The sequence below is a fragment of the Myxococcus xanthus genome, from assembly GCF_013116825.1.
GTDB classification, from domain to species: domain Bacteria; phylum Myxococcota; class Myxococcia; order Myxococcales; family Myxococcaceae; genus Myxococcus; species Myxococcus xanthus_B.
In genome coordinates this window covers 1-18380 of sequence record NZ_JABFNS010000029.1, presented here as the reverse complement: position 1 = coordinate 18380, position 18380 = coordinate 1, and the positions used below count along the sequence as shown (strand labels likewise).

General features: G+C 70.3%; 14 protein-coding genes and 1 pseudogene. 8 read left to right on the top strand and 7 right to left on the bottom strand.

The genetic code is table 11. From position 1 onward, the window contains the following. Nucleotides 1-4: 4 nt before the first annotated feature. Nucleotides 5-796 (bottom strand): J domain-containing protein, encoded by a 792-nt coding sequence (locus tag HNV26_RS10895; protein ID WP_171440384.1) that lies wholly within the window; start codon nt 794-796, stop codon nt 5-7. 187 nt (nt 797-983) lie between these two features. Here HNV26_RS10895 and HNV26_RS10890 point away from each other — a divergent pair, with 187 nt between their 5' ends. From HNV26_RS10890 to HNV26_RS10880, 3 genes are all read left to right on the top strand, one after another. Next, nucleotides 984-3626, top strand: a complete 2643-nt coding sequence (locus HNV26_RS10890; RefSeq protein WP_171440385.1) for a M1 family aminopeptidase — start codon at nt 984-986, stop codon at nt 3624-3626. Nucleotides 3627-3773: 147 nt separating this feature from the next. Next, entirely contained in the window at nt 3774-5369 is a 1596-nt protein-coding gene (locus tag HNV26_RS10885; RefSeq protein WP_253816443.1) for a sensor histidine kinase, read from the top strand. 154 nt (nt 5370-5523) lie between these two features. Further along, nucleotides 5524-5691 carry a hypothetical protein gene (locus tag HNV26_RS10880; RefSeq protein ID WP_162295036.1) on the top strand — a complete coding sequence of 56 codons (168 nt, stop codon included), beginning with the start codon at nt 5524-5526 and terminating at the stop codon, nt 5689-5691. Between the two features lie 6 nt (nt 5692-5697). On the opposite strand, the gene HNV26_RS10875 is transcribed toward HNV26_RS10880, so the two are convergent. Next, nucleotides 5698-6267, bottom strand: a complete 570-nt coding sequence (locus HNV26_RS10875; RefSeq protein ID WP_171440386.1) for a TspO/MBR family protein — start codon at nt 6265-6267, stop codon at nt 5698-5700. Nucleotides 6268-6420: 153 nt separating this feature from the next. Here HNV26_RS10875 and HNV26_RS10870 point away from each other — a divergent pair. After that, nucleotides 6421-6924, top strand: a pseudogene (locus HNV26_RS10870) (DUF924 family protein); the annotation flags it as partial. Between the two features lie 3 nt (nt 6925-6927). On the opposite strand, the gene HNV26_RS10865 reads toward HNV26_RS10870, so the two are convergent. Both HNV26_RS10865 and HNV26_RS10860 read right to left on the bottom strand, forming a co-directional pair. After that, nucleotides 6928-7701, bottom strand: coding sequence for a ferritin-like domain-containing protein (locus tag HNV26_RS10865; protein WP_171440387.1), 774 nt, complete (start codon nt 7699-7701; stop codon nt 6928-6930). Nucleotide 7702: 1 nt separating this feature from the next. After that, a complete protein-coding gene (locus HNV26_RS10860; protein WP_171440388.1) occupies nt 7703-8908 on the bottom strand; it encodes a hypothetical protein in 1206 nt (401 codons plus the stop codon). Between the two features lie 262 nt (nt 8909-9170). Here HNV26_RS10860 and HNV26_RS10855 point away from each other — a divergent pair, with 262 nt between their 5' ends. The 3 genes from HNV26_RS10855 to HNV26_RS10845 are packed head-to-tail and all read left to right on the top strand — an operon-like array spanning nt 9171 to nt 13113. Next, nucleotides 9171-11525, top strand: a complete 2355-nt coding sequence (locus tag HNV26_RS10855) for a CHASE2 domain-containing protein (protein WP_171440389.1) — start codon at nt 9171-9173, stop codon at nt 11523-11525. 26 nt (nt 11526-11551) lie between these two features. After that, nucleotides 11552-12130: an SH3 domain-containing protein gene (locus HNV26_RS10850; RefSeq protein WP_171440390.1), complete on the top strand. Its 579-nt coding sequence runs from the start codon at nt 11552-11554 to the stop codon at nt 12128-12130. Beyond that, nucleotides 12127-13113 (top strand): M48 family metalloprotease, encoded by a 987-nt coding sequence (locus HNV26_RS10845; protein ID WP_171440391.1) that lies wholly within the window; start codon nt 12127-12129, stop codon nt 13111-13113. Before HNV26_RS10850 ends, HNV26_RS10845 begins: the two co-directional genes overlap by 4 nt. Before the next feature lie 10 nt (nt 13114-13123). Here HNV26_RS10845 and HNV26_RS10840 read toward each other — a convergent pair whose 3' ends face one another. The 3 genes from HNV26_RS10840 to HNV26_RS10830 are packed head-to-tail and all read right to left on the bottom strand — an operon-like array spanning nt 13124 to nt 17437. Then, a complete protein-coding gene (locus HNV26_RS10840; protein ID WP_171440392.1) occupies nt 13124-14338 on the bottom strand; it encodes an extensin-like protein in 1215 nt (404 codons plus the stop codon). Nucleotides 14339-14343: 5 nt separating this feature from the next. Continuing rightward, nucleotides 14344-15303, bottom strand: coding sequence for a ParA family protein (locus HNV26_RS10835; protein WP_011550766.1), 960 nt, complete (start codon nt 15301-15303; stop codon nt 14344-14346). A 40-nt stretch (nt 15304-15343) separates the two neighbouring features. Continuing rightward, the gene (locus tag HNV26_RS10830) at nt 15344-17437 is read right to left on the bottom strand and encodes a HEAT repeat domain-containing protein (protein ID WP_366816836.1); all 2094 of its coding nucleotides are present in this window, start codon (nt 17435-17437) and stop codon (nt 15344-15346) included. Between the two features lie 421 nt (nt 17438-17858). On the opposite strand from HNV26_RS10830, the gene HNV26_RS10825 reads away from it, so the two are divergent. Next, nucleotides 17859-18218: a helix-turn-helix transcriptional regulator gene (locus tag HNV26_RS10825; protein WP_026114223.1), complete on the top strand. Its 360-nt coding sequence runs from the start codon at nt 17859-17861 to the stop codon at nt 18216-18218. Nucleotides 18219-18380: the final 162 nt, after the last annotated feature.

Here is an 18380-nt window from a genome sequence, read left to right as displayed (position 1 = left end):
GGACTCACGCCCCTCCGGACAGCGCTCGCTCCACCTCTTCCCACGCGTCCAGAATCTCCCGCGTGCGCAGCTCGGCGAGCGCGTGGAACTCCGGCGCCAGGTGCGCCACCTTGTCCGGGTGGTACTGCACCACCAGCGCCCGGAAGGCCTTGCGCGCCTCATCAAGGGGCGTCCCGGGCGCGATGCCCAGCACCATCCACGGGTCCTTCCTCGGCGGCGCGGGCGGCGGCACGCGCGTCCCCCGGGGCGGCGTGGCCTCATCATCCCAACCAGTCCGCTCTCGCGTACCCGTGGCGCGGGCGTTCGTGCCACCGCTCGCGGGCCGTGGGGGTGAGCGCGGCGCGGGCTCCGCGCGGCGACGTCCTGGCCGCTGGGCCGGGTCCGGCGGGGGCACGCGAGGGGTGAGCTTGCTCAGGGCTTCTTGCAGGAACCAGAGGTCCTCGAACGGCGTGCCCCGCTTGCGCACCACCGCCGCGGGCCGGCCGTCCCGCAGCAGCAGGTAGCCCGTGGACGCCGCATAGGCGTCATCCCGACTGCCGGGGTGGAGCCGGTCGCCCAGGTCCCCCAGCGGGTCTCTCCACATGCCATCCGAGGTGCCCTCGTCGGCCACCAGCACCTGTGACAGCACGTCGCCGTGGAGTCGCTCCAGCGTGGCGAAGGGCTCACGGGCCTCCGGAGGACGCATGGCCGCGCCGTGCCGGACCCCCGTCACCAGCAACAACCCACGGGTCGAATCCACCCGGGCGAAGAGCTGCTCACGCACCTGCCTGTCGGAGAAGAAGAGGACCCACTGCACGGTGGTCAGAGACTACCCGGTCGACGCCGTTCCGCGTGTGTTCAGGTGCGTGTCATGAACGCCCCAGTGGGGAGGGGCGCGACCCTGGCGTCATCTTCATGACTTCGTCGATACACGACGCTCATCGGCCCCCGGGTGCACTCCTCCTCGACGGTGGCGCGGGCTTGCGGAAGAGTCTCCGGTGCCCATGCGCTGCTGCCACCGTCACGCCTCCGAGTCCGTCCCCTCCGGCCCCCGCCCCTTCTCCCTTCCTGGCGCCACCGAGCACTACGCCGCCGAGCGGCCGGTCCGCGCCGAGCACGTCCGCATCGAGGTCGACCTCGATTTCGACACCCACCGCATCACCGGCCTGTGCACCACGCGCGTCTCCGCCGTCCGTCCAGTCCACACCCTCACCTTCGACGCGGTGGACCTCGACGTGTCCGAAGTCCAGGTAGACGGCCGCGCCGCGCGCTTCTCCAACTCCGGCGCCCACGTCCGCGTGGAGCTGTCCGCGCCGCTCACCGCCGGGCAGGCCTGTGAGGTGGCCATCCGCTACACGGCCCGGCCTCGCCGCGGCCTCTACTTCTGGGCGCCTGACGCCGCCTATCCGCACCGTCCCCGCCAGGCCTGGACACAAGGCCAGGACATCGACGCGCGCGCCTGGTTCCCCTGCCTGGACACGCCCGCCCAGAAGGCCACGTCCGAGGTCATCGCCACCTTCCCCGAGGCGATGACGTCCCTGTCCAACGGCACACTGGAAAGCGACCGCGTCCACGACGGGCGCCGCACCCAGCACTACCGGATGGCGCAGCCGCACGCCCCGTACCTCGTCACCCTCGTGGTGGGTGAATTCGAAGAGGCCACCGACACGGCTGGCACGGTTCCCCTGCGCTACCTCTTCCCCAAGGGCCGCAAGGAGGACGCGCTGCGCTGCGTGCGCCGTACCCCGGAGATGGTGCGCGTCTTCCAGGAGGTCACCGGCGAGCCCTACCCCTGGAGCAGCTACGCCCAGGTCTTCGTCACCGAGTTCATCCTGGGCGGCATGGAGAACACCTCCGCCACCAGCCTCACCGACACCGTCCTCCACGACGCCCGCGCCCAGCCGGACTACAACGCCGAGCCGCTCATCTCGCACGAGCTGGCCCACCAGTGGTTCGGGGACCTGCTCACCTGCCGTGACTGGCCCCATGGCTGGCTCAACGAGGGCTTCGCCACCTGGCTCGAGATGCTCTGGAAGGAGCGCGCCGACGGGCAGGACGAGGCCGACCAGCACCGGCTCGTGGACCTGGAGGCCTACCTGGCCGAGGCGCGTGAGCGCTACGCCCGCCCCATCGTCGCGCGGCGCTTCCACGCGCCCATGGATGTCTTCGACCGGCACCTCTACGAGAAGGGCGGCCTGGTCCTCCACGAGCTGCGCCGCCGGCTGGGCGATGACCTGTTCTTCAAGGGCCTGCGCCACTATGTCGCGCGACACCGCCACGGCTCCGTGGAGACGGTGGACCTGGCCCGCGCGTTCGAGGACGCCACGGGCCACAACCTGGACGCCTTCTTCGACCAGTACATCTTCGCGCCCGGCCACCCCGAGCTGAAGGTCGACGTCCGCTACGACGCCGAGGAAGCGCGGCTGCGCCTCCAGGTGCGCCAGACGCAGTCCACGGCGGACGGCGTGCCCCTCTTCCGGCTGCCGCTGGACGTGGCGCTCACCGTGGACGGCCGCGACACCGTCCACCGGCTGGAGGTGACGGACGCGGAGCACGCGTTCCACCTGCCCTGCCCCAGCGCGCCCTCGCAGGTGCGGGTGGACCCGCGGCGCGAGGTGCTCGGCACGCTGACGGTGGACAAGTCCGCGGGCCTCTGGATGGAGGAGCTGCGTGCCGCGCCGGAGATGCGCGCGCGCACCGAAGCCGCCGTGGCCCTGGGACGCGACGGAAGCCCCCGCGCCGTGGACGCGCTGGGAACGGCGCTGGCGGACGCGCGCTTGTTCTGGGGCACCCGCGCCGCGTGCGCCAAGTCCCTGGGCCGCATCCGCACCCCCGATTCCCGCGCGCGCCTCCTGGACGCGCTGTCCACCGAGCATCCCCGCGTGCGCCGCGCCGTGGTGGCTTCGCTGGGCGAGTTCCGCCGCGACGCGGAGGTGACAGCCCGCCTGCGCGCCCTGGTGAACGGCGGTGACGCCAGCTACTTCGTGGAGGCGGAGGCCGCCCGCAGCTATGGCCGCGTGCGCGCGCCCGACGCGTTGGGCGTCCTGGAGGCCGCGAGCACCCGGCCCTCGTACCAGGACGTCATCGCCGTGGGCGCGGTGGATGGGCTCGCCGAGTCTCAGGACCCCGCCGCCTTCTCGGTGGTGCTGGCACGCACCGCCTATGGCCACGCGGCTCCGCTGCGCCGCGCCGCCACGCTCGCGGTGGCGAAGCTGGCGGAGGTCGCGGGGCGCAAGCGCGAGGCCGTGGACCTGCTCGTGGAGCTGCTCCGCGACCCGCTCTTCCGCGTGCGCATGGGCGTCTTCGAGGCGGCGCGCACGTTGGGGGATTCACGCCTGGTGCCCGCGCTGGAGCAGACGCCACTGTTGGATGCCATCGCCCGGCGCGCGGCGCGCGAGACGGTTCGCTTCCTGCGCGAAGGTGAACCGCAAGCCCGCGAGGTGGCATCGCTGCGCGAAGAGGTGGACCGCCTCAAGGAGGAGACACGGGCCCTGCGCGAGCGGTTGGAAGGGCTCTCGCTGAAGCCACCCGAACCGCCGCGTCCACCGCGCGGGGGCCTGAAGCCGGCGCGAAAGCAGGTCACGGCGCGCTCGAAGACAGCCGCACGCAAGGCGGGGGGCCGGAAACGCAAGGCCACGCGCCGCTAGGCAGGGGCTCGCCCGCTCGCCAGCCCGTCGAACCTGGCGTCCGCACGCCGGCCATCGACGTTGAAGGCGCGGGCTGTGCCCCCAATGCCTACTTGTATGGAAAGGGACACGCCCTCCGCATTCCGCGTCGAGGCGTTTCGAGCTCCCATGTCCCGGGACGCTGGCAATGACGACCAGCGGGCTTCCGAGGAGAGCATGGCCTCAGGCATCGACGAACTCAGCGCGTGGCTGGACGCCGCCGTGGACCCTTTCGTGGCCTGCGACGCCGGTGAGAACGTCTGCTTTCTCAACGCCGCCGCGGAGCGCCTGCTGGGTTGGACGCGAGCGGAGCTCATCGGCCAGCCGGCGTCCCGGCTCTTTCCCCAGCGGCTGCACCGCCACGAAGGCGAGAGCCTGCTGCGCCACCTGCTCTCCCGGCGGACCGCGCTCGGAGGGCGAGCGACCCGGGTGCTCGCGCGTCGCAAGGACGGCGCTGAAATCATGGTGGAGCTGACGGTGGGCGCCTCCGGCAAGGGCCGGGATGAGCGAATCGTCCTCAACTTCCGCCGCCTGCACGAGGTCGTCGACACCCTGGCCGAGCCCGTGGAGCGCGCGCTGCACGGACGCGAGTCGGAGAGCGTTCCCGGCGACGCGCTCTTCCGCACCGTCGTGGAGCACGCACCCCTGGGCATCATCTACTTCGACCTGGACGCCATCGTCATCGCGTGCAACGAGCTGTTCGTGCGCATCATCGGCTCTCCCAAGCGCTTGATGGTGGGCCTCAACCTCCTGTCGCTCCGGGACGAGGGCGTCCTCCACTGCGTCCGGGAGACGCTGGCGGGACACACCTGCGACTACGAAGGCGAGTACCGCGCCATCACCTCCGGCAAGAAGACGCCGGTCCACATCCGCTTCGCCCCCTGCTTCAACGCGGCCGGACAGGTGGAGGGCGGCATTGGCATCGTCGAGGACATCTCCGAGCGCCGCCGCGCGGAGCGCGAGCGCGAGCGCCTGTACCGCGAGGCCCAGGAGGCCATCCGCGTGCGCGACGACTTCCTGTCCATCGCCTCGCACGAGCTGAAGACCCCCCTCACCCCGCTGAGCCTCCGGCTGGCCACGCTGGAGCGCCGGCTGGCGCGTGGCGAGCTCGTGGAGTCCTCCACCTTGCGTCAGGCGCGCCTGTACCTCTTGCGCATCACCAGCCTCATCAACGACCTGCTGGATTCCTCACGCATCGAGGCGGGACGACTGGCCCTTCACCGGGAGGCCACCCGGCTGGAAGGACTGGTGGAGCACGTCCTCCACGAGCTCGAGCCCCAGCGTGGCAACCACACCGTGCGGTTCGACGCGCCCGAGCAGCCCGTGCAGGTGAACGTGGACCCCTTCCGGATGGAGCAGGTGCTCGCCAACCTGGTGGAGAACGCGTTCAAGTACAGCCCGAATGGAGGCACCGTGCGCGTGAGCTTGCGCCAGCGCGGCGGGCTGGCGCTCCTGTCTGTCTCCGACGAAGGCATCGGCATCCCTCCGGACCAGCAGAAGCTGCTCTTCGACCGGTACTTCCGGGCGCGCAACGCCTCCGCCCATTCCTTCGGGGGGCTGGGGCTGGGGCTCTACATCAGCCGGGACATCGTCGAGCGCCACGGCGGGCGCATCTGGGTGGAGAGCGAGCCAGGCCATGGCGCCACCTTCCACGTCGCCCTGCCCTTGATGGCGGGCGCTCCCGCGCGGCCGAACGTCGAGGAACCCGGACAGCTCATCCACTGAAACTCCGCCACCCCGCCTTCCGCAAAAATGACAGGCGTGGGTGTCTTCCATTGGCCAGGAGGCCGGGGGAAGCGCCTGGATTCGCACGCTTCCGGCGCTGGCATGGCGGCTGCTCTATCGAAAGGCGGAGGATGCACTTCGAGGGAGGATGACCATGACGACCGACACGCCTGCTTGGACTCGTGACAATGAAGGCTGGCTCGTCCGCGTGAAGGTGGGCGGACGCATCCAGGAGGTGCGCTGCACCACGGAGAGCCAGGCCCGCTACTTCGCCACCGTGTTGGCGATGAACCCGCCCAAGCCGTCGAAGCTGCGCAACTAGGGTGGCTCAGGAGTTGAGGCGGACGATTTCGGCGTTGAGCACGTTGGCGAAGCCCACCCAGCCCAGGTACGGCATCGCCATCCAGGCCGCGGGGCGGTCCACGTCCTTGGTGACGGCGACATACGCCGTCACGCTGCCCAGCAGCGCCAGGTTGTCCGCCAGGGCGCGGCGAGGCTGGTGTCTGCCGAAGAAGAGCCAGGACCAGGCGGCGTTGCATCCCATCTGGATGCCCCACCAGGCCAGGGCCTGGGAGCGGGCCGCGCCCGCGGGCGCCGTCCATACACGCCAACCCGAAAGGGCGATGAGGCCATACAGCACCGTCCATACCGGGCCGAAGACCTTCGGTGGCGGCTGGAACGACGGCTTGCGCAGACGCCGGTACCAGCGCGTGTCCGCCGAGCTGACGCGAGCGCCCAGGGCCGCCGCGCCAAACGTCAGGGCGCCGAAGACGCCCAGCGCCACCACGGACTCCCTGCGCAGCGTGGGGTTGAGCGCCGTGCGCCGCACCGGGTCGGGGATGCTTCGTGTCGTCGGCTCCAGCGTCCAGTCCATCCGCGTCCTCCCTTGGCGGAGCACCCGCCAGTGTCGGCTGGAAGGTGGTACCGACACCTCCCAGCCGCCACCCCGGCTGGCGCCGGTGTACAAGGCGGCTTCCCCTCGTTGACGAAGAGGCGTCTCATGGCGAGCGCAGAGGAAATCCTGAGCTTCTGATTCGGGCAGCCACGCGAGCGGTGGTTCCTGCGGGACAAAGCCTTCGATGATGAATGCCGGCGCCGCTTCCTGCCCGCCGTCGAGCGCGCCGCCGAGGGCGAGTTGGACGACTGGCGGGACGAGCCTCGCAGCTGCGTGGCCCTGCTCCTGCTGTTGGACCAGTTCCCGCGCAATCTCTTCCGCGGCACGCCCCAGGCCTTCGCCTCGGACGCGCGGGCGCGCGAGGTGGCCCGGCACGGATTGGCGCGAGGCCTGGACATGGTCCTGCCGCCGCTGTGGCGGTGGTTCATGTACCTGCCCTTCGAGCACAGCGAGTCCGTCAACGACCAGCGGCTGTCAGTGGCCCTCTTCGAGGTGCTCGCGCTGTATCACGCGGACAGCCAGGAAGCGCTCGACTATGCCCGGCAACACCGGGACATCATCCAGCGCTTCGGCCGCTTCCCGCATCGCAACGTGACGCTGGGACGTCCGACGACTCCGGAGGAGTCCGTCTTCCTCCAGGAGCCGGGCTCGTCGTTCTGAGCGTCAAACCCGCGGCTGCGTGCCCGCGCGCTCTTCGCGGGCAGGCGCCCCGCGCGCCTCCACGCTCACGCCCGCGGCCAGCCAGCCACGCACCCAGAGGAGGTGCTGCACCTCCGACTCCAGCGCGAGCTGGAAGCGGTCCGCCAGCGTGTCATGACTCAGGTCGCGGGCCAGCTCGATGAGCATCTCCCAGCCAGCGTTGTCCGCCAGCTCCGCCACCAGCAGCGCTTCCAATGACTGGCGGAGGTTGGCTCGCGGGTCCGCGATGAGCAGCGGCAGTCCCTGGGACACCACCGCTGCGACGTCCGCGCTGGGCGTCATCGCCGTGGGGTCCGCGCCCAGTGACTTCAGGGCCTCGGTGAGCATCAGGAAGTGGGACAGCTCATCGTTGTAGATTTTCTCCAGGCCCTCACGCGTGGGCCCACCTTCCCAACTGCCGTAGACGTCGAACTTGGCGAGCGCGCCCTCGTAGAGCCGGGTCCCGCTGCGCTCGAAGGCCAGCCGCTCTCCCAGCTTGTCGATGAAGACGGTGGGCTTGGAGCCCTTGAGCACATCCACCGCCGTCTTCGCCACGCCCTTGAGGCTGACCGGCGGCGGCACGCTGCCCAGGCCTTCGGATTCCCTCGCGTAGATTTGCCGGACCTGGAGGAGGAGCGAGCCGTCTCCCAGGTGGCTGGGCTGATGCTTCTGCGCTTCCTGGGTGATGTCCGCGCTGTCGATGGGCGAGGTGGCCACGCCCGTCCGGTTGCGCCCCATGTCGCTGGTGGTCGTCTTCATGTCAGTGAACCTTCTTTCCCTCGAACGTGGAGCCCATGCGCGGCGTGCGCGCGGCGAGCTCCGTGCCCGGAATCCATTTGTAGCCAGCGGCCACCGTCTCGGACGGGGAGCCGTCGGAGTTGAGCTGGTCGCGCCAGATGTACGAGCGGTGGTCGCGCGGCAGGTCCGCCATCCGCACGTAGTCCTGTCCGTTGGAGGCCATGTCCTCCTCTTGATTCAGTGTCTTGCGAACGAAGTCGCGGTGTTCCTTGAAGCCGATGGGCTCCGGCAGCGTGCTCGGGAGCACCTCCGCCGCGTCACGCTTCTCCACGTTCTGGAAGATCTCCTTCACGTAGTGGAGCTGTCCCAGCTCGTAGTCCAGGAAGCGCTGCCATATCTCCTTGATGCGCGGGTTCTTCTCGAAGGCCACGCACGAGTAGAAGTTGTAGACCTCGCAGGCCTCGTGCATCAGCCACTTCTCCAGCAGGGACTCCCCCGGGTCCAGCAGTGACTCATACATGGAGGTGTGCTGCTCCTCGATGGAGGCAATCTCCGCGTAGAGCTGGCGGGCCACCGGGTCACTGAAGAACGGGCCCACCGTCATGTAGTAGTCGTGCGTCTGGTTCTCCGCCGCGGTGATGCTCATCGCGTGGAGCTTCGTCAGCGGGTGCGCCGCGCGCTTGTCGTAGGGACGGCGCAGGTCATCCAGCGGATGACGATGCTCCACGGAGGTCGGCCGCCCAGGGATGATGTCCGTGTACGACTGGGTGATGTTGTTGGGGTCCTTCCCCTCCAGCCGGTCGTAGAGCGCGGAGTAGCGATACAGGTGGTCGAAGTCCTCGAGCAGACCGAACCGGTACGTCTGGGCCAGGTAGGGGTCGGGCTCGCGAAGGGCCACGCTGGCCGTCACCTCGATGGCGACCTGCTCGAAGCCCAGGGTGGTCTCCAGCGGCGTCTGGTCCGCGGGATTGAGCCAGTTGATGAGCGTCTGCTCGTACTGCTCCAGCCGGCGAATCAATGCCAGCGGCTCCCGCAGCTCGCGGTTCATGCGCGCGAAGGCATGCTTGGTCCTGAGCGCGTCCGCCATGATGCCGTTCATGTAGATGACACACACGCGGGTGAAGGCGTCGTCATCCAGCTTGCTGTAGGGGCGCCGGACCAGGTCCTTCCAGGTGAAGACCTGCTTGTCGAGCGGGACGCCTTTTTCTTGGAGGATATCCAGGGCCACGTCTGACTCCTTGAAAGCGAAAATCCGTGTCGAACCGAGTGCAAAGGTCCGGACGGCACCGACATGGGGCAAACGGTCCACGGGTTTTCGGAAGGGTGACGTCAGAGGCGCCAGCAGCTCGCCTGGATGCCTGCTGGGGCCCCCTTGAAATCTCGGGTTTCTCCGTGAGTACGCGGCCAATACGCCCAGACATGCGAGGTGACTGCCCACGCCCCTGCCGCTGGGGTAGTGTCCACTCCAGCACGCTTCGCAAGAGGGGGACGTGGCAGGCGAGCGCTGGAAGACGGTCCGTTCACGGTGGCAGAACCACTGGCGGCTGATGCTGGGCGTGGCGGTGCTGGCCACCACGCTGGCCGCCGTCTGCCTTCACTTCGACGCGAAGCTGGGCGGCCTGCTGGAGGAAGCGGAGCGCACCGCGTACGACACCGCCGTCACGCGCTTCACCGCGCGGCGCGAGGTGTCATCCCAGGTGGTGCTGGTCACCATCGACCAGCCAAGCCTGGAGCGCATCCGCGCCAACGAACAGTACGCGCTCAACTTCGGAAGCTGGCCCTACAGCCGCAACCTCTGGGCGCGCGTGGTGGAACAGTTGGAAGCCGAGGGCGCTCGGGCCATCGTGTTCGACGCCGTCATGGACGAGCGCGGCACGGACGAGTCCATGGACCTGGCCTTCGCGCAGGTGCTCCAGGAGACGTCCATCCCCTTCTACCTGGGGGTCTCCACCCACGCGAACGCGCCGCTGCTGCCCCCCGCTGACTTCGGCGCGGCGGTGGTGGTGGACGGCCCCACGCAGGAGGAGGACACCTTCCCGGAGGAGGCCGGCGCGGAGACGTTCGAGGACGGCGCCCCGGAGGCGGTCCTTCCTTCCGCGTCTCCCGAGCAGCTTGCCCGGGCCATCGCGTTTCCGGTGCGCGCGAACGGCCGGACGCTGCCCGCGCTGGATTACGCGACGTCCTCGGGGGAGCGGCTCCCCAGCCACCCGGTGCCGCCCATTCCCGTGCTGGTGGGCGCGGTGGATGGCTTCGGGCTGGTGGAGCCGGAGTCGGACGCCGACGGCTTCATGCGCCGCACGCGCTTCGTCTATTCGGATGGTCCCAACGCCTTCGCGACGCTGCCGGTGCGCGTGGCCGCGGGCCTGCTGGGCGCCAGCGCCATCGAGTTCTCCGGGCGCACGCTGCGCCTGGGCCCGCGCACCTACGCCGTGGACGCGGATGGCAGCGCGGGCATCGACTTCGGCGGGCAGCTCCATGACCGCTTCACGAGCGTTCCGCTCATCTCCGTGCTCGACGCGTGGGTGCACCGGGGACAGGGCCAACCCACGGGGCTTCCGCCGGACGTCTTCCGCGGCAAGGTGGTCATCATCGGCGGCAACGCGGTGGGCCTCAACGACGTCAAGGCCACGTCCTTCTCGTCGCATGAGCCCGGCGTGGTGAAACAGGCGGCGGTGCTGGACACGCTCCTGGGCAACGGCCGCTTCATCACCCGGGCGCCGCTGGGGGTGAGTCTGGCGCTCGTCTTCGCGGTGGCCTTCGTGTCGGTGGTGCTGCTGATGACCACGCGCTGGACGCCGCTGGAGATTGCGTGGCCGCTGGGGCTCTACGCCGGCATGAGCTGGGTGACGGGCCCCGTCCTTGGACTGACGCACACCTACGTGCTCACCGCCCTGCCCGCGCTGGCGGGCGTGCTGGCCAGCGTCAGCGCGGTGGCCTTCAACCACCTGGTGGCCAACGAGGAGGCGGCCTTCATCCGGCAGGCCTTCAGCCGCTTCATGGAGCCCAAGCTGGTGGAGCAGATGATTGCCCAGCGCGAGCTGCCCCGGCTGGATGGGGAGAATGTCGAAATCACCGCATTCTTCAGCGACATCCGCGGCTTCTCCACCTTCAGCGAGCGCTTCAAGGACGACCCGCGCAACCTGGTGCGCCTGCTCAATACGTATCTGACGCGGGTGAGCGCGGCGCTGCTGAAGGAAGGTGGGTGCCTGGACAAGTACATCGGTGACGCCGTGGTGTGCCTCTTCGGCGCGCCGATGCGACAGGCGGACCACGCGCTGCGCGGCTGCAAGGGCGCGCTCGCGGCGAAGGCGGCGGTGGACCGGCTGCGCGACGAGTTCCGCGCCCAGGGGCTGCCGGACATGTACACACGCATCGGCGTCAACACCGCGGTCAACTTCGTGGGCAACTTCGGCAGTGAGCAGCTCTTCAGCTACACCGCGATTGGCGACGGGATGAACCTGGCCGCGCGGCTGGAGGGCGCGAACAAGGCCTATGGCTCCGTCATCATGATTGGCCCGCGCACGTACGAGCTGGCGCGCGAGCACATCGAGGTGCGGGAGCTGGACCGGGTGCGCGTGGCGGGCAAGACGGAGGCCGTCACCGTGTACGAATTGCTCGCGCTCAAAGGCGGGCTGGACGCGCGCAAGCGGGAGACGGTGGAGCGATATCACGCGGCGCTGGCGCTCTACCGCGCGGCGCGGTTCGAGGAAGCAGCAGCGGTGCTGAATGCGCGCCGCGCGGAGGACCCGGAGGACGGGCCCACGCAGGCGTTGCTGGAGCGCTGTCAACGATACGTGAAGGCGCCGCCGCAGGACTTCGACGGCGTGGCGAACCTGGACAAGTGAGCGGTGCGGAAAGGAGTCGGGGAGACATGGGGATGAAGACGCGGGTGGCATGGACCACCGCCCTGCTGGCGCTGGCGATTCCGGCGGGGGCGTCGGCCGTGAAGGTCGGCGAGCCGCTGTACGTGAAGGCGAAGAACACGCGCGTGCAGGCGAGTCCGTCTGGCTCGGACAACGCCGTGGCGGTGCTCCAGCCCGGGGAGCGGGTGACGTGGGGCGGCGCGGATGCGAAGCACAAGCAGTGGCACCGGGTGACCACGGCCACCGGCAAGAAGGGCTTCGTGTTCCAGACGAACCTGTCCACCACGCCGCCCAACATGGAGCTGGTGACGCAAGGGAATGGCACCCAGCAGGTGGATCCAAAGAAGTTCGTCGCCAGTGGCGCCGCGGTGAAGGCGCTCAGCCCCGGCGCGGAGCAGTACGGCAAGGACAAGGGCGGCGACCACGGCAAGGCCGTGCAGGACATCAAGGCGCTGGAGACGCTGGCGAAGTCCGTATCCACGGCGGACATCGCCGCGCACGTGACGGCGGTGGGGCTCTTCCCGGTGGTGGGCGCCAGCGACACGGTCGCGAAGGCCGGGACGAACAAGCGGAGCGGCAACCGATGATGCGAACGGGCTGGAAGGTGCTCGCGTTGGTGGGTCTGGGCGCGCTGACGGCGTCCTGCAAGGGCTTCAATGCGTCCTCGCTCACCCGGGGTGAGAACATCCTGGGGAAGCTGAGCGCCGCGTCCGCGGAAGCCAAGACGTGCAAGAAGCTGCGCGCCGCCCCCAGCGTGCAGGAGGAGTACGCCCTGGGCGGCGCGCTGGCCATCAACTACGTGCGACGGGGTGGCGGGCTGCTGCTGGACGGCCCCAACGACGCGCTCCACCGCTACGTCAACGTCGTGGGGAAGAACCTGGCGGCGCAATCCGCGCGGCCCACGCTCGAGTGGACCTTCGGCGTGCTCCAGGACACGTCCCAGTTCAACGCGATGTCCGCGCCCGGCGGCTACGTCTTCGTCACCCGGAAGCTGCTCCAGGGACTGGAGAACGAAGGACAGCTGGCCGGCGTGCTGGCGCACGAAATCGCCCACGTCACGCTCAAGCACGCCATCCATCAATACGGCGACGCGAAGGTGAAGACGTGCGAGCTGGTCACCTACGGCGAGGCCGTGCTCTCCCCCACCGCGGTGAAGGTGCTCTCCGCCGGCCGCGATGGCGACGGGACGCTGGACTTGGACCAGGAACCGGGCCTGCTGGGCCACCTGAGCGAGAAGACCATCGACCTCATCGACAAGGGGAACGCCAAGGAGCAGGAGTTGGAGGCGGACCGGATCGCCGTCGAGCTGATGCTCTCCGCGGGCTACACGCCGGACGACTACCTCGCCCTGCTGGCCAAGACGAAGGACGGGGGCAGCACCTTCGCCAACCACCCGGGGAAGGACGAGCGCCGGCGCAACATCCTCGCGCACGTCCAGGCGCTGAAACAGCCGGCTGGCGCCTTCAGTGGACTGGCCACCGAAGGGCTCCGCTCGCCGCCGCTCAGCCCCGCCTTCGCCGCCGTGCGCGGTGGAAACAACGCACGCGGCGTGGCGAAGGACGGGAAGTAGCCGGGCGGCTTCAGCGCACCGTGGCCTGACTCAGGGCCCGGTGCACCGACTCCAGGGCCTTGCGCGCCTCGAGCAGTTCGGCGCGCTCGGCGGTGAGCGAGGCCACCTGCTGGGCCAGCACGTCGCGCTCTCCCTGGAGCGCTTCCACCGCGCGGTGCAGGGACGTGGACTCGTCCTTGGCGGCCTCCAGCTCACTGGCGAGCCGCTCCTCCTCGGCCAGGCTGTCCACCAGGGACTGCTTGCCGCGGGCGACCTCTTCTTCCAGGGCCTCGCGCTCCTTGGCAGCGGCCTGAAGCGCCTGCCGCGTCTCCTGGAGCGACAGCAGCGCCTCGTCGCGCTCGCCCTCCAGCGCGGACAGCTCGCGCTCCAGGTCGGCCAGCAGCTTCACCCGGCCCTCCATCTCCGAGGACAGGCGGCGCGCCTCGTCCATGCGCAGGCGGGCCTCTTCCGTGGCCTTCTCCGCCTGACGGCGAGACACCTCCAGGTCCTGCGTGAGGGAGAGGTTGAGCGCCTTCACCTTCACCAGCTCCGCCTGGAGGTGGGTGATGCGCTCCACGGCGCGCTGGCCCGCCTCCGCCACGGTGGCGGGCAGCGGCTCCGGGCGCGGATTCTCCCGCACGGCCTTGAGCCGGGCCTTCAGTCGCTCACGGCGGGCCGAGGAGTCCTGCCCGTCCTCGCGCGGCGGGGCCGGCCGCTGCACCTCCACCTCGGTGGGCGGCGCTTCGACACGGGCCACCGGCTCCGCGACGGTGGCGGTGACGTGCGGCATGGACACGGGAGCCGAGGCCTGCGTCATGGGGTGCGCCTCCGGAGGAGGACTGACGGCGTCGAAGTGCAGCGCCGGAGGCGGCGCGGCGAAGGTGACGGGCTCGGCGTGCGGCTCGGTGTCGAGCAACGCCTCCGCCTCCGGCGGAGCCCCGTACGTCACGGGCACGTCGGCGACCGCCTCGGGCTCCGGCGGGGGCTCCTCGTAGACGGGCGCGTCGTCCTGCTCGCGCAGGGCGGCGTCCATGGCCTGGGCGGCGCTGGGGCGCGGGCTGCGGGCGCGCTCGATGCGGGCGCGCACCTCGGCGGAGAGGTCGGGGGCCTCGGCGACGGGCTCGGGTGCCGCTTCGGCCTCGGGCTCGGGAGGCGTGGGCTCGACGGGGTCAACGAGGCCCGTCAGCGCGCCCAGGCGGAGGCGCGGCTTGGCGCGGGACACGTTCTGTTCAAAGGCTTTCTTCATGGTTCTCAGCCGGCCTGCTGGGTGCCCTTCGTCTGGGCGACGGCTGCCGCGGCCACCAGCCGGGGCAGGATGTTGTCAATCATGGCCTGGATGTCGTTGGCCCCCTTGGACGAGGGGTCCGCGACGAACACCGGCCGACCCTCGCTGGAGGCCTGCGCGAACTTGGTGCACTGCCGGATGATGGTGGGCAGCAGGAACTCCGGATAGTGCGTCTGGAGCGCCTCCAGCGCCTCCTTCGCCAGCTTGAAGGTGGCGTTGAAGGAGTTGACCACGATGAAGACGTGGTCGAGCACGTGGTTCAGGTCCTCCTCCAGGCTCTGCACCGTTTCGAACAGCAGCTTGAGGCCGTGGAAGGACAGGAAGTCCGCGAGCACGGGGACGAACAAGTCGTTCGCCGCCATCAGCGCGTTGAGGTTGAGCAGGCCGAAGGACGGCGGCGCGTCGAAGACGACGACGTCGTACTGGGCCTCCACGTCCTTGAGGGCGTTGCGCAGCTTGAACTCGCGGCCGGCCATGGGCATCAGCGCGAGGTCCACCGTGGACATGGTCAGGTTGGACGGGACGAAGTCCAGGTTGGGCAGCGAGGACTTCTGGATGACCTTGGCCAGGGGCGTCTTGCGGACGAGGACGTCCAGGAGCGTCTTCTCGAAGTCCTCGCCCTCGTAGCCCAGGCACTTGGTGGCGTGGCCCTGGCTGTCGAGGTCGATGAGGAGCACCGCGTAGCCCAGCTCCGCCAGGCGCCAGGCGTAGGACGTGGACAGCGACGTCTTGCCGGTGCCGCCCTTGAAGTTCAGGAAGAGCTGGCGGCGGTGGCCCAGCCGCGCCGGGAAACGGTCGAGCGTGGTGCGCAGCTCCCAGATGTCGTCGGGCGTGTAGGCGTCCTTCCGCGATTCCTCCGGAATCTGCTTCGGGGACACGCCGAGCATCTCGGCGACCTGCTTGGAGCTGTACGTCGGCGCTTCCATGGACGACCCTTCGAAAGACGTGCGGGACGGCTACCTTGCCTCAAGCGGCGAAGTATTTGTGCCCCCTTCGAATCACCGCTCCCCGTGCGGACAACAGAGTGAGCGCCTCCTGGGCGAGCTCCGAGGGCGCCGAGAGCGCGACCGCCAGCTCGACGAGCGAGCGGCCTCGGACGGCGACGCGGACTTCGGCCAGCATCTGCGAGCAGAGGGTTTCCACCGGTGACGCACTGGGGCGCGAGGGGGCCGCCGGACGGGACGGCCCCGCGGCGGCAGCGGGAACACGCGGCGCGGGAGCGGCCTGCCCGGGCACCGCGCCCATGGCTACCAAGGCCGCCTGGACGGGGGACAGGCGAGCGGCCGGGGCGCGCGGAGCCTGCGCGGAACTTGAATGGATTGGGGCGGCCTGCGGAGCGGGCGCGGGCGGACGCTGCACGGGGGCGGCGGCCTGCGGAGCCGGCGCGGGTGGACGCGGTGCGGAGGCGGCGGTCTGCGGAACCGACGCAGGCGGACGCTGCACTGGAGTGGCGACCTGTGGCGTCGGCGCGGACGGGCGCTGCACGGGAGCGGCAGCCTGTGGCGTCGGCGCGGGCATCGGAGCCACCGGCGCTCCCACGGGGCCCGCTCGCCCCTGCACGGGCCCCACCGGCCCCGCGCCCTGCGCGAGGCCCACGGTGACGGCCTGCCGATTCGCGGCGGCCCCCACGGCGGCGACCGCGTGAGCGGGCTGCTCGACCACCGCGACCGGCGCCTGAACCACCGCGGCGACAGCCACTGCCGGCGCGACCGCCTGCACCGAAGCCACCACCGGACGAGGCTGCTCCAGCCGCGCCCGCACGGGCTTCACGGGCAACGTCGCCAGCCGGCGAATCTCCCGGCGGCGGTGCGTCTCGTCCAGGTCCACCACCGCCGACACGTCCTGCCCCAGGATGCGCGACAGACTCTGCGCGGCGGCCTTGCGAACGCGCTGCTCACGGTCACCCAAGGCGCCCAGCAGCAGCGTGCGCGCGTTCTCCCCAGCGCCAGCTCCGAGCGCCAGCGCGGCCAGCGCGCGCGCCTCCGGATCCGCGTCGTGGATGGCTTCCTCGCCCAACCGCCGCGCCGTCTCACCTTCCAGGCCCAGCGCCAGCAGCGACGCGCGGCGGCGCACCGAGCGGTCCGGATCCTTCATCGCCTGCGCCAGATGCGGCGCCGCGTCCTTCGGCGCCAGCGTCAGGAGCGCCTTGAGCGCCGCGATGCGCACCTCCGGCACCGGCGACGCGAGCAGCGGCGACACCACCGACGCGCCCTCTTCCTGGCACAGCGACGCGAACGCCTGGAGCAGCGCCACCTGCGCCGTCGGATCCGTCTCCGCATGCAGCGCCGACGCCAGCGCGGGCGCGGCGGCCGGCTGTGACAGCGCCTTCAATCGCTCCGCGGCGCGCACCCGGGCCGCGCCATCCTGCGCGGACAGCTCGCGGATGGAGAACCCGAACAACGTCTCATCCGTCGGCCCGCCGAAACCCGCGTGCGAGGACAGCTCCGCGTGCTGCGCCGCGCTCACGCCCAACCGGCCCGCCTGCAGGAAGCGCTGCGCCTCACGCGCCACCGGAGACAGGCCGTCGTCCTCGGCGACAGCGGCCACGGGCGGCTCGCTCACCGGCGCCGGCGTCACGGGGACACTGGCCGCCGTCTCACGCAGCGGCACCGTCGAGCGCCGCGTGGGGACCACCAGCCCGCGGGCCACCGGCCCCCCCTCACCGCGCAGCAGCACCTCGCTGCGGAGCTGGGAGATGAACGACGCCAGGTCGAGCCCCAGGTCGTCGTCCTCGTCGTCGCGCTCCTGGGCGGTGGCGCGGATGCGCCCCACGTCCAGCAGCTTGTCCATCATCTGGTTCCGCTCGCCGCGCAGGGCCTGGTTGAGCCGGGCCAGCTCCTCGCGTTCGGCCTGGAGCCGACCCACGCGGACCTCCAGCTCCGCGACCTCACGGCGCAGCCCCAGCTCGCGCTGGTGCGTCTCCGCGAGCTCGCGCTTGAGGTGCTCCATCTCATCGCGCGTCGAAGCCAGCTCGCTGTGGAGCTGTTGGGCACGCGCCTCGAAGTAGACGATCTTTTCGAGTGCGCTCTTGAGCAGCGCGTCCGGACGCTCGTCGCTCACGACCTCAACAGCCTCCCCGCGAGGCACGCGGCGCGGCCTGCGGATCCGAGTCACCGGGGGTTTGCACCGGATTCCCGGCACCTACCGGGGGGCCTACCCTACGTCAGACGTCCACACTTCGTAAACCACGGAAACACCAGGGCTTTTTTCAACGCGTCCCGTGCCGTCATTGACAACGCCGCGCAGGCCGAATTTTCGGCTTCCGCGCGCACGAGGGGGCCGCGCGAGTCACATCCGTCTCAAGGGGTTGAAGCGCTCGATTCCGGACGCTCCAGCAGGCCCTCCCGGAAGCCCCGGAATGTCAGACCCCACTCGTAATCTGTGTTCCACGAGGCAGCCAACGGCCGTCACTTCTCCCCGGAGCCTCTCCGCCTGGATGCGGGGGGACGAAGCCCTCTTTTCGACAGGTTTTCCGCACGCCATGGAACAACGACTGGCAACCCTCATTGGAAACGCGGTCCGCGCGGCGCGACAACGGCTGGAGCTGACCCAGGCCGACGTGGCCGAGCGCGTTGGCATCGCCACCGAGGTGTATGGCCGCCTGGAGCGCGGCCACATGCTCCCCAGCGTCCGCACGTTGCGCAAGCTGTGCCTGGTGCTCAACTGCTCATCGGACGTGCTCTTGGGAATGGCGGGCGTGGAAGGCGCGCCCACGCTGGCGGAGGACCCGCCGGAATACCGCGAGCGTCCGGAAGTCCGCCGGCTGCTGCGCACGGTGCGCAAGCTGGACGCACCGCGTCTTCGCCTGTTGGGGCAGGTGGCGAACGCGCTCGAGACGTAGCGATACAGCGGAGACCCGGCCGGGGCGGTGAAGACCCTGGCTGGGACCTGAAGGGTGGTGAGGGGCCGGACGGATTGCGCCCTGGCGCAAGCGCTTGGCGCGTGGAGTGAAGCAGCCGCTGCTGGGGGGGCGTACTGATTGCTTCATGACCCCCGCCCGCCC

What these genes read in the sequence shown, in the direction of transcription:
- HNV26_RS10865 (WP_171440387.1), bottom strand. Translation starts at nt 7,701, where the DNA reads ATGAAGACGACCACCAGCGACATGGGGCGCAACCGGACGGGCGTGGCC.
- HNV26_RS10825 (WP_026114223.1), top strand. Translation starts at nt 17,859, where the DNA reads ATGGAACAACGACTGGCAACCCTCATTGGAAACGCGGTCCGCGCGGCG.
- HNV26_RS10845 (WP_171440391.1), top strand. Translation starts at nt 12,127, where the DNA reads ATGATGCGAACGGGCTGGAAGGTGCTCGCGTTGGTGGGTCTGGGCGCG.
- HNV26_RS10850 (WP_171440390.1), top strand. Translation starts at nt 11,552, where the DNA reads ATGGGGATGAAGACGCGGGTGGCATGGACCACCGCCCTGCTGGCGCTG.
- HNV26_RS10885 (WP_253816443.1), top strand. Translation starts at nt 3,774, where the DNA reads ATGTCCCGGGACGCTGGCAATGACGACCAGCGGGCTTCCGAGGAGAGC.
- HNV26_RS10890 (WP_171440385.1), top strand. Translation starts at nt 984, where the DNA reads ATGCGCTGCTGCCACCGTCACGCCTCCGAGTCCGTCCCCTCCGGCCCC.
- HNV26_RS10880 (WP_162295036.1), top strand. Translation starts at nt 5,524, where the DNA reads ATGACGACCGACACGCCTGCTTGGACTCGTGACAATGAAGGCTGGCTC.
- HNV26_RS10835 (WP_011550766.1), bottom strand. Translation starts at nt 15,303, where the DNA reads ATGGAAGCGCCGACGTACAGCTCCAAGCAGGTCGCCGAGATGCTCGGC.
- HNV26_RS10840 (WP_171440392.1), bottom strand. Translation starts at nt 14,338, where the DNA reads ATGAAGAAAGCCTTTGAACAGAACGTGTCCCGCGCCAAGCCGCGCCTC.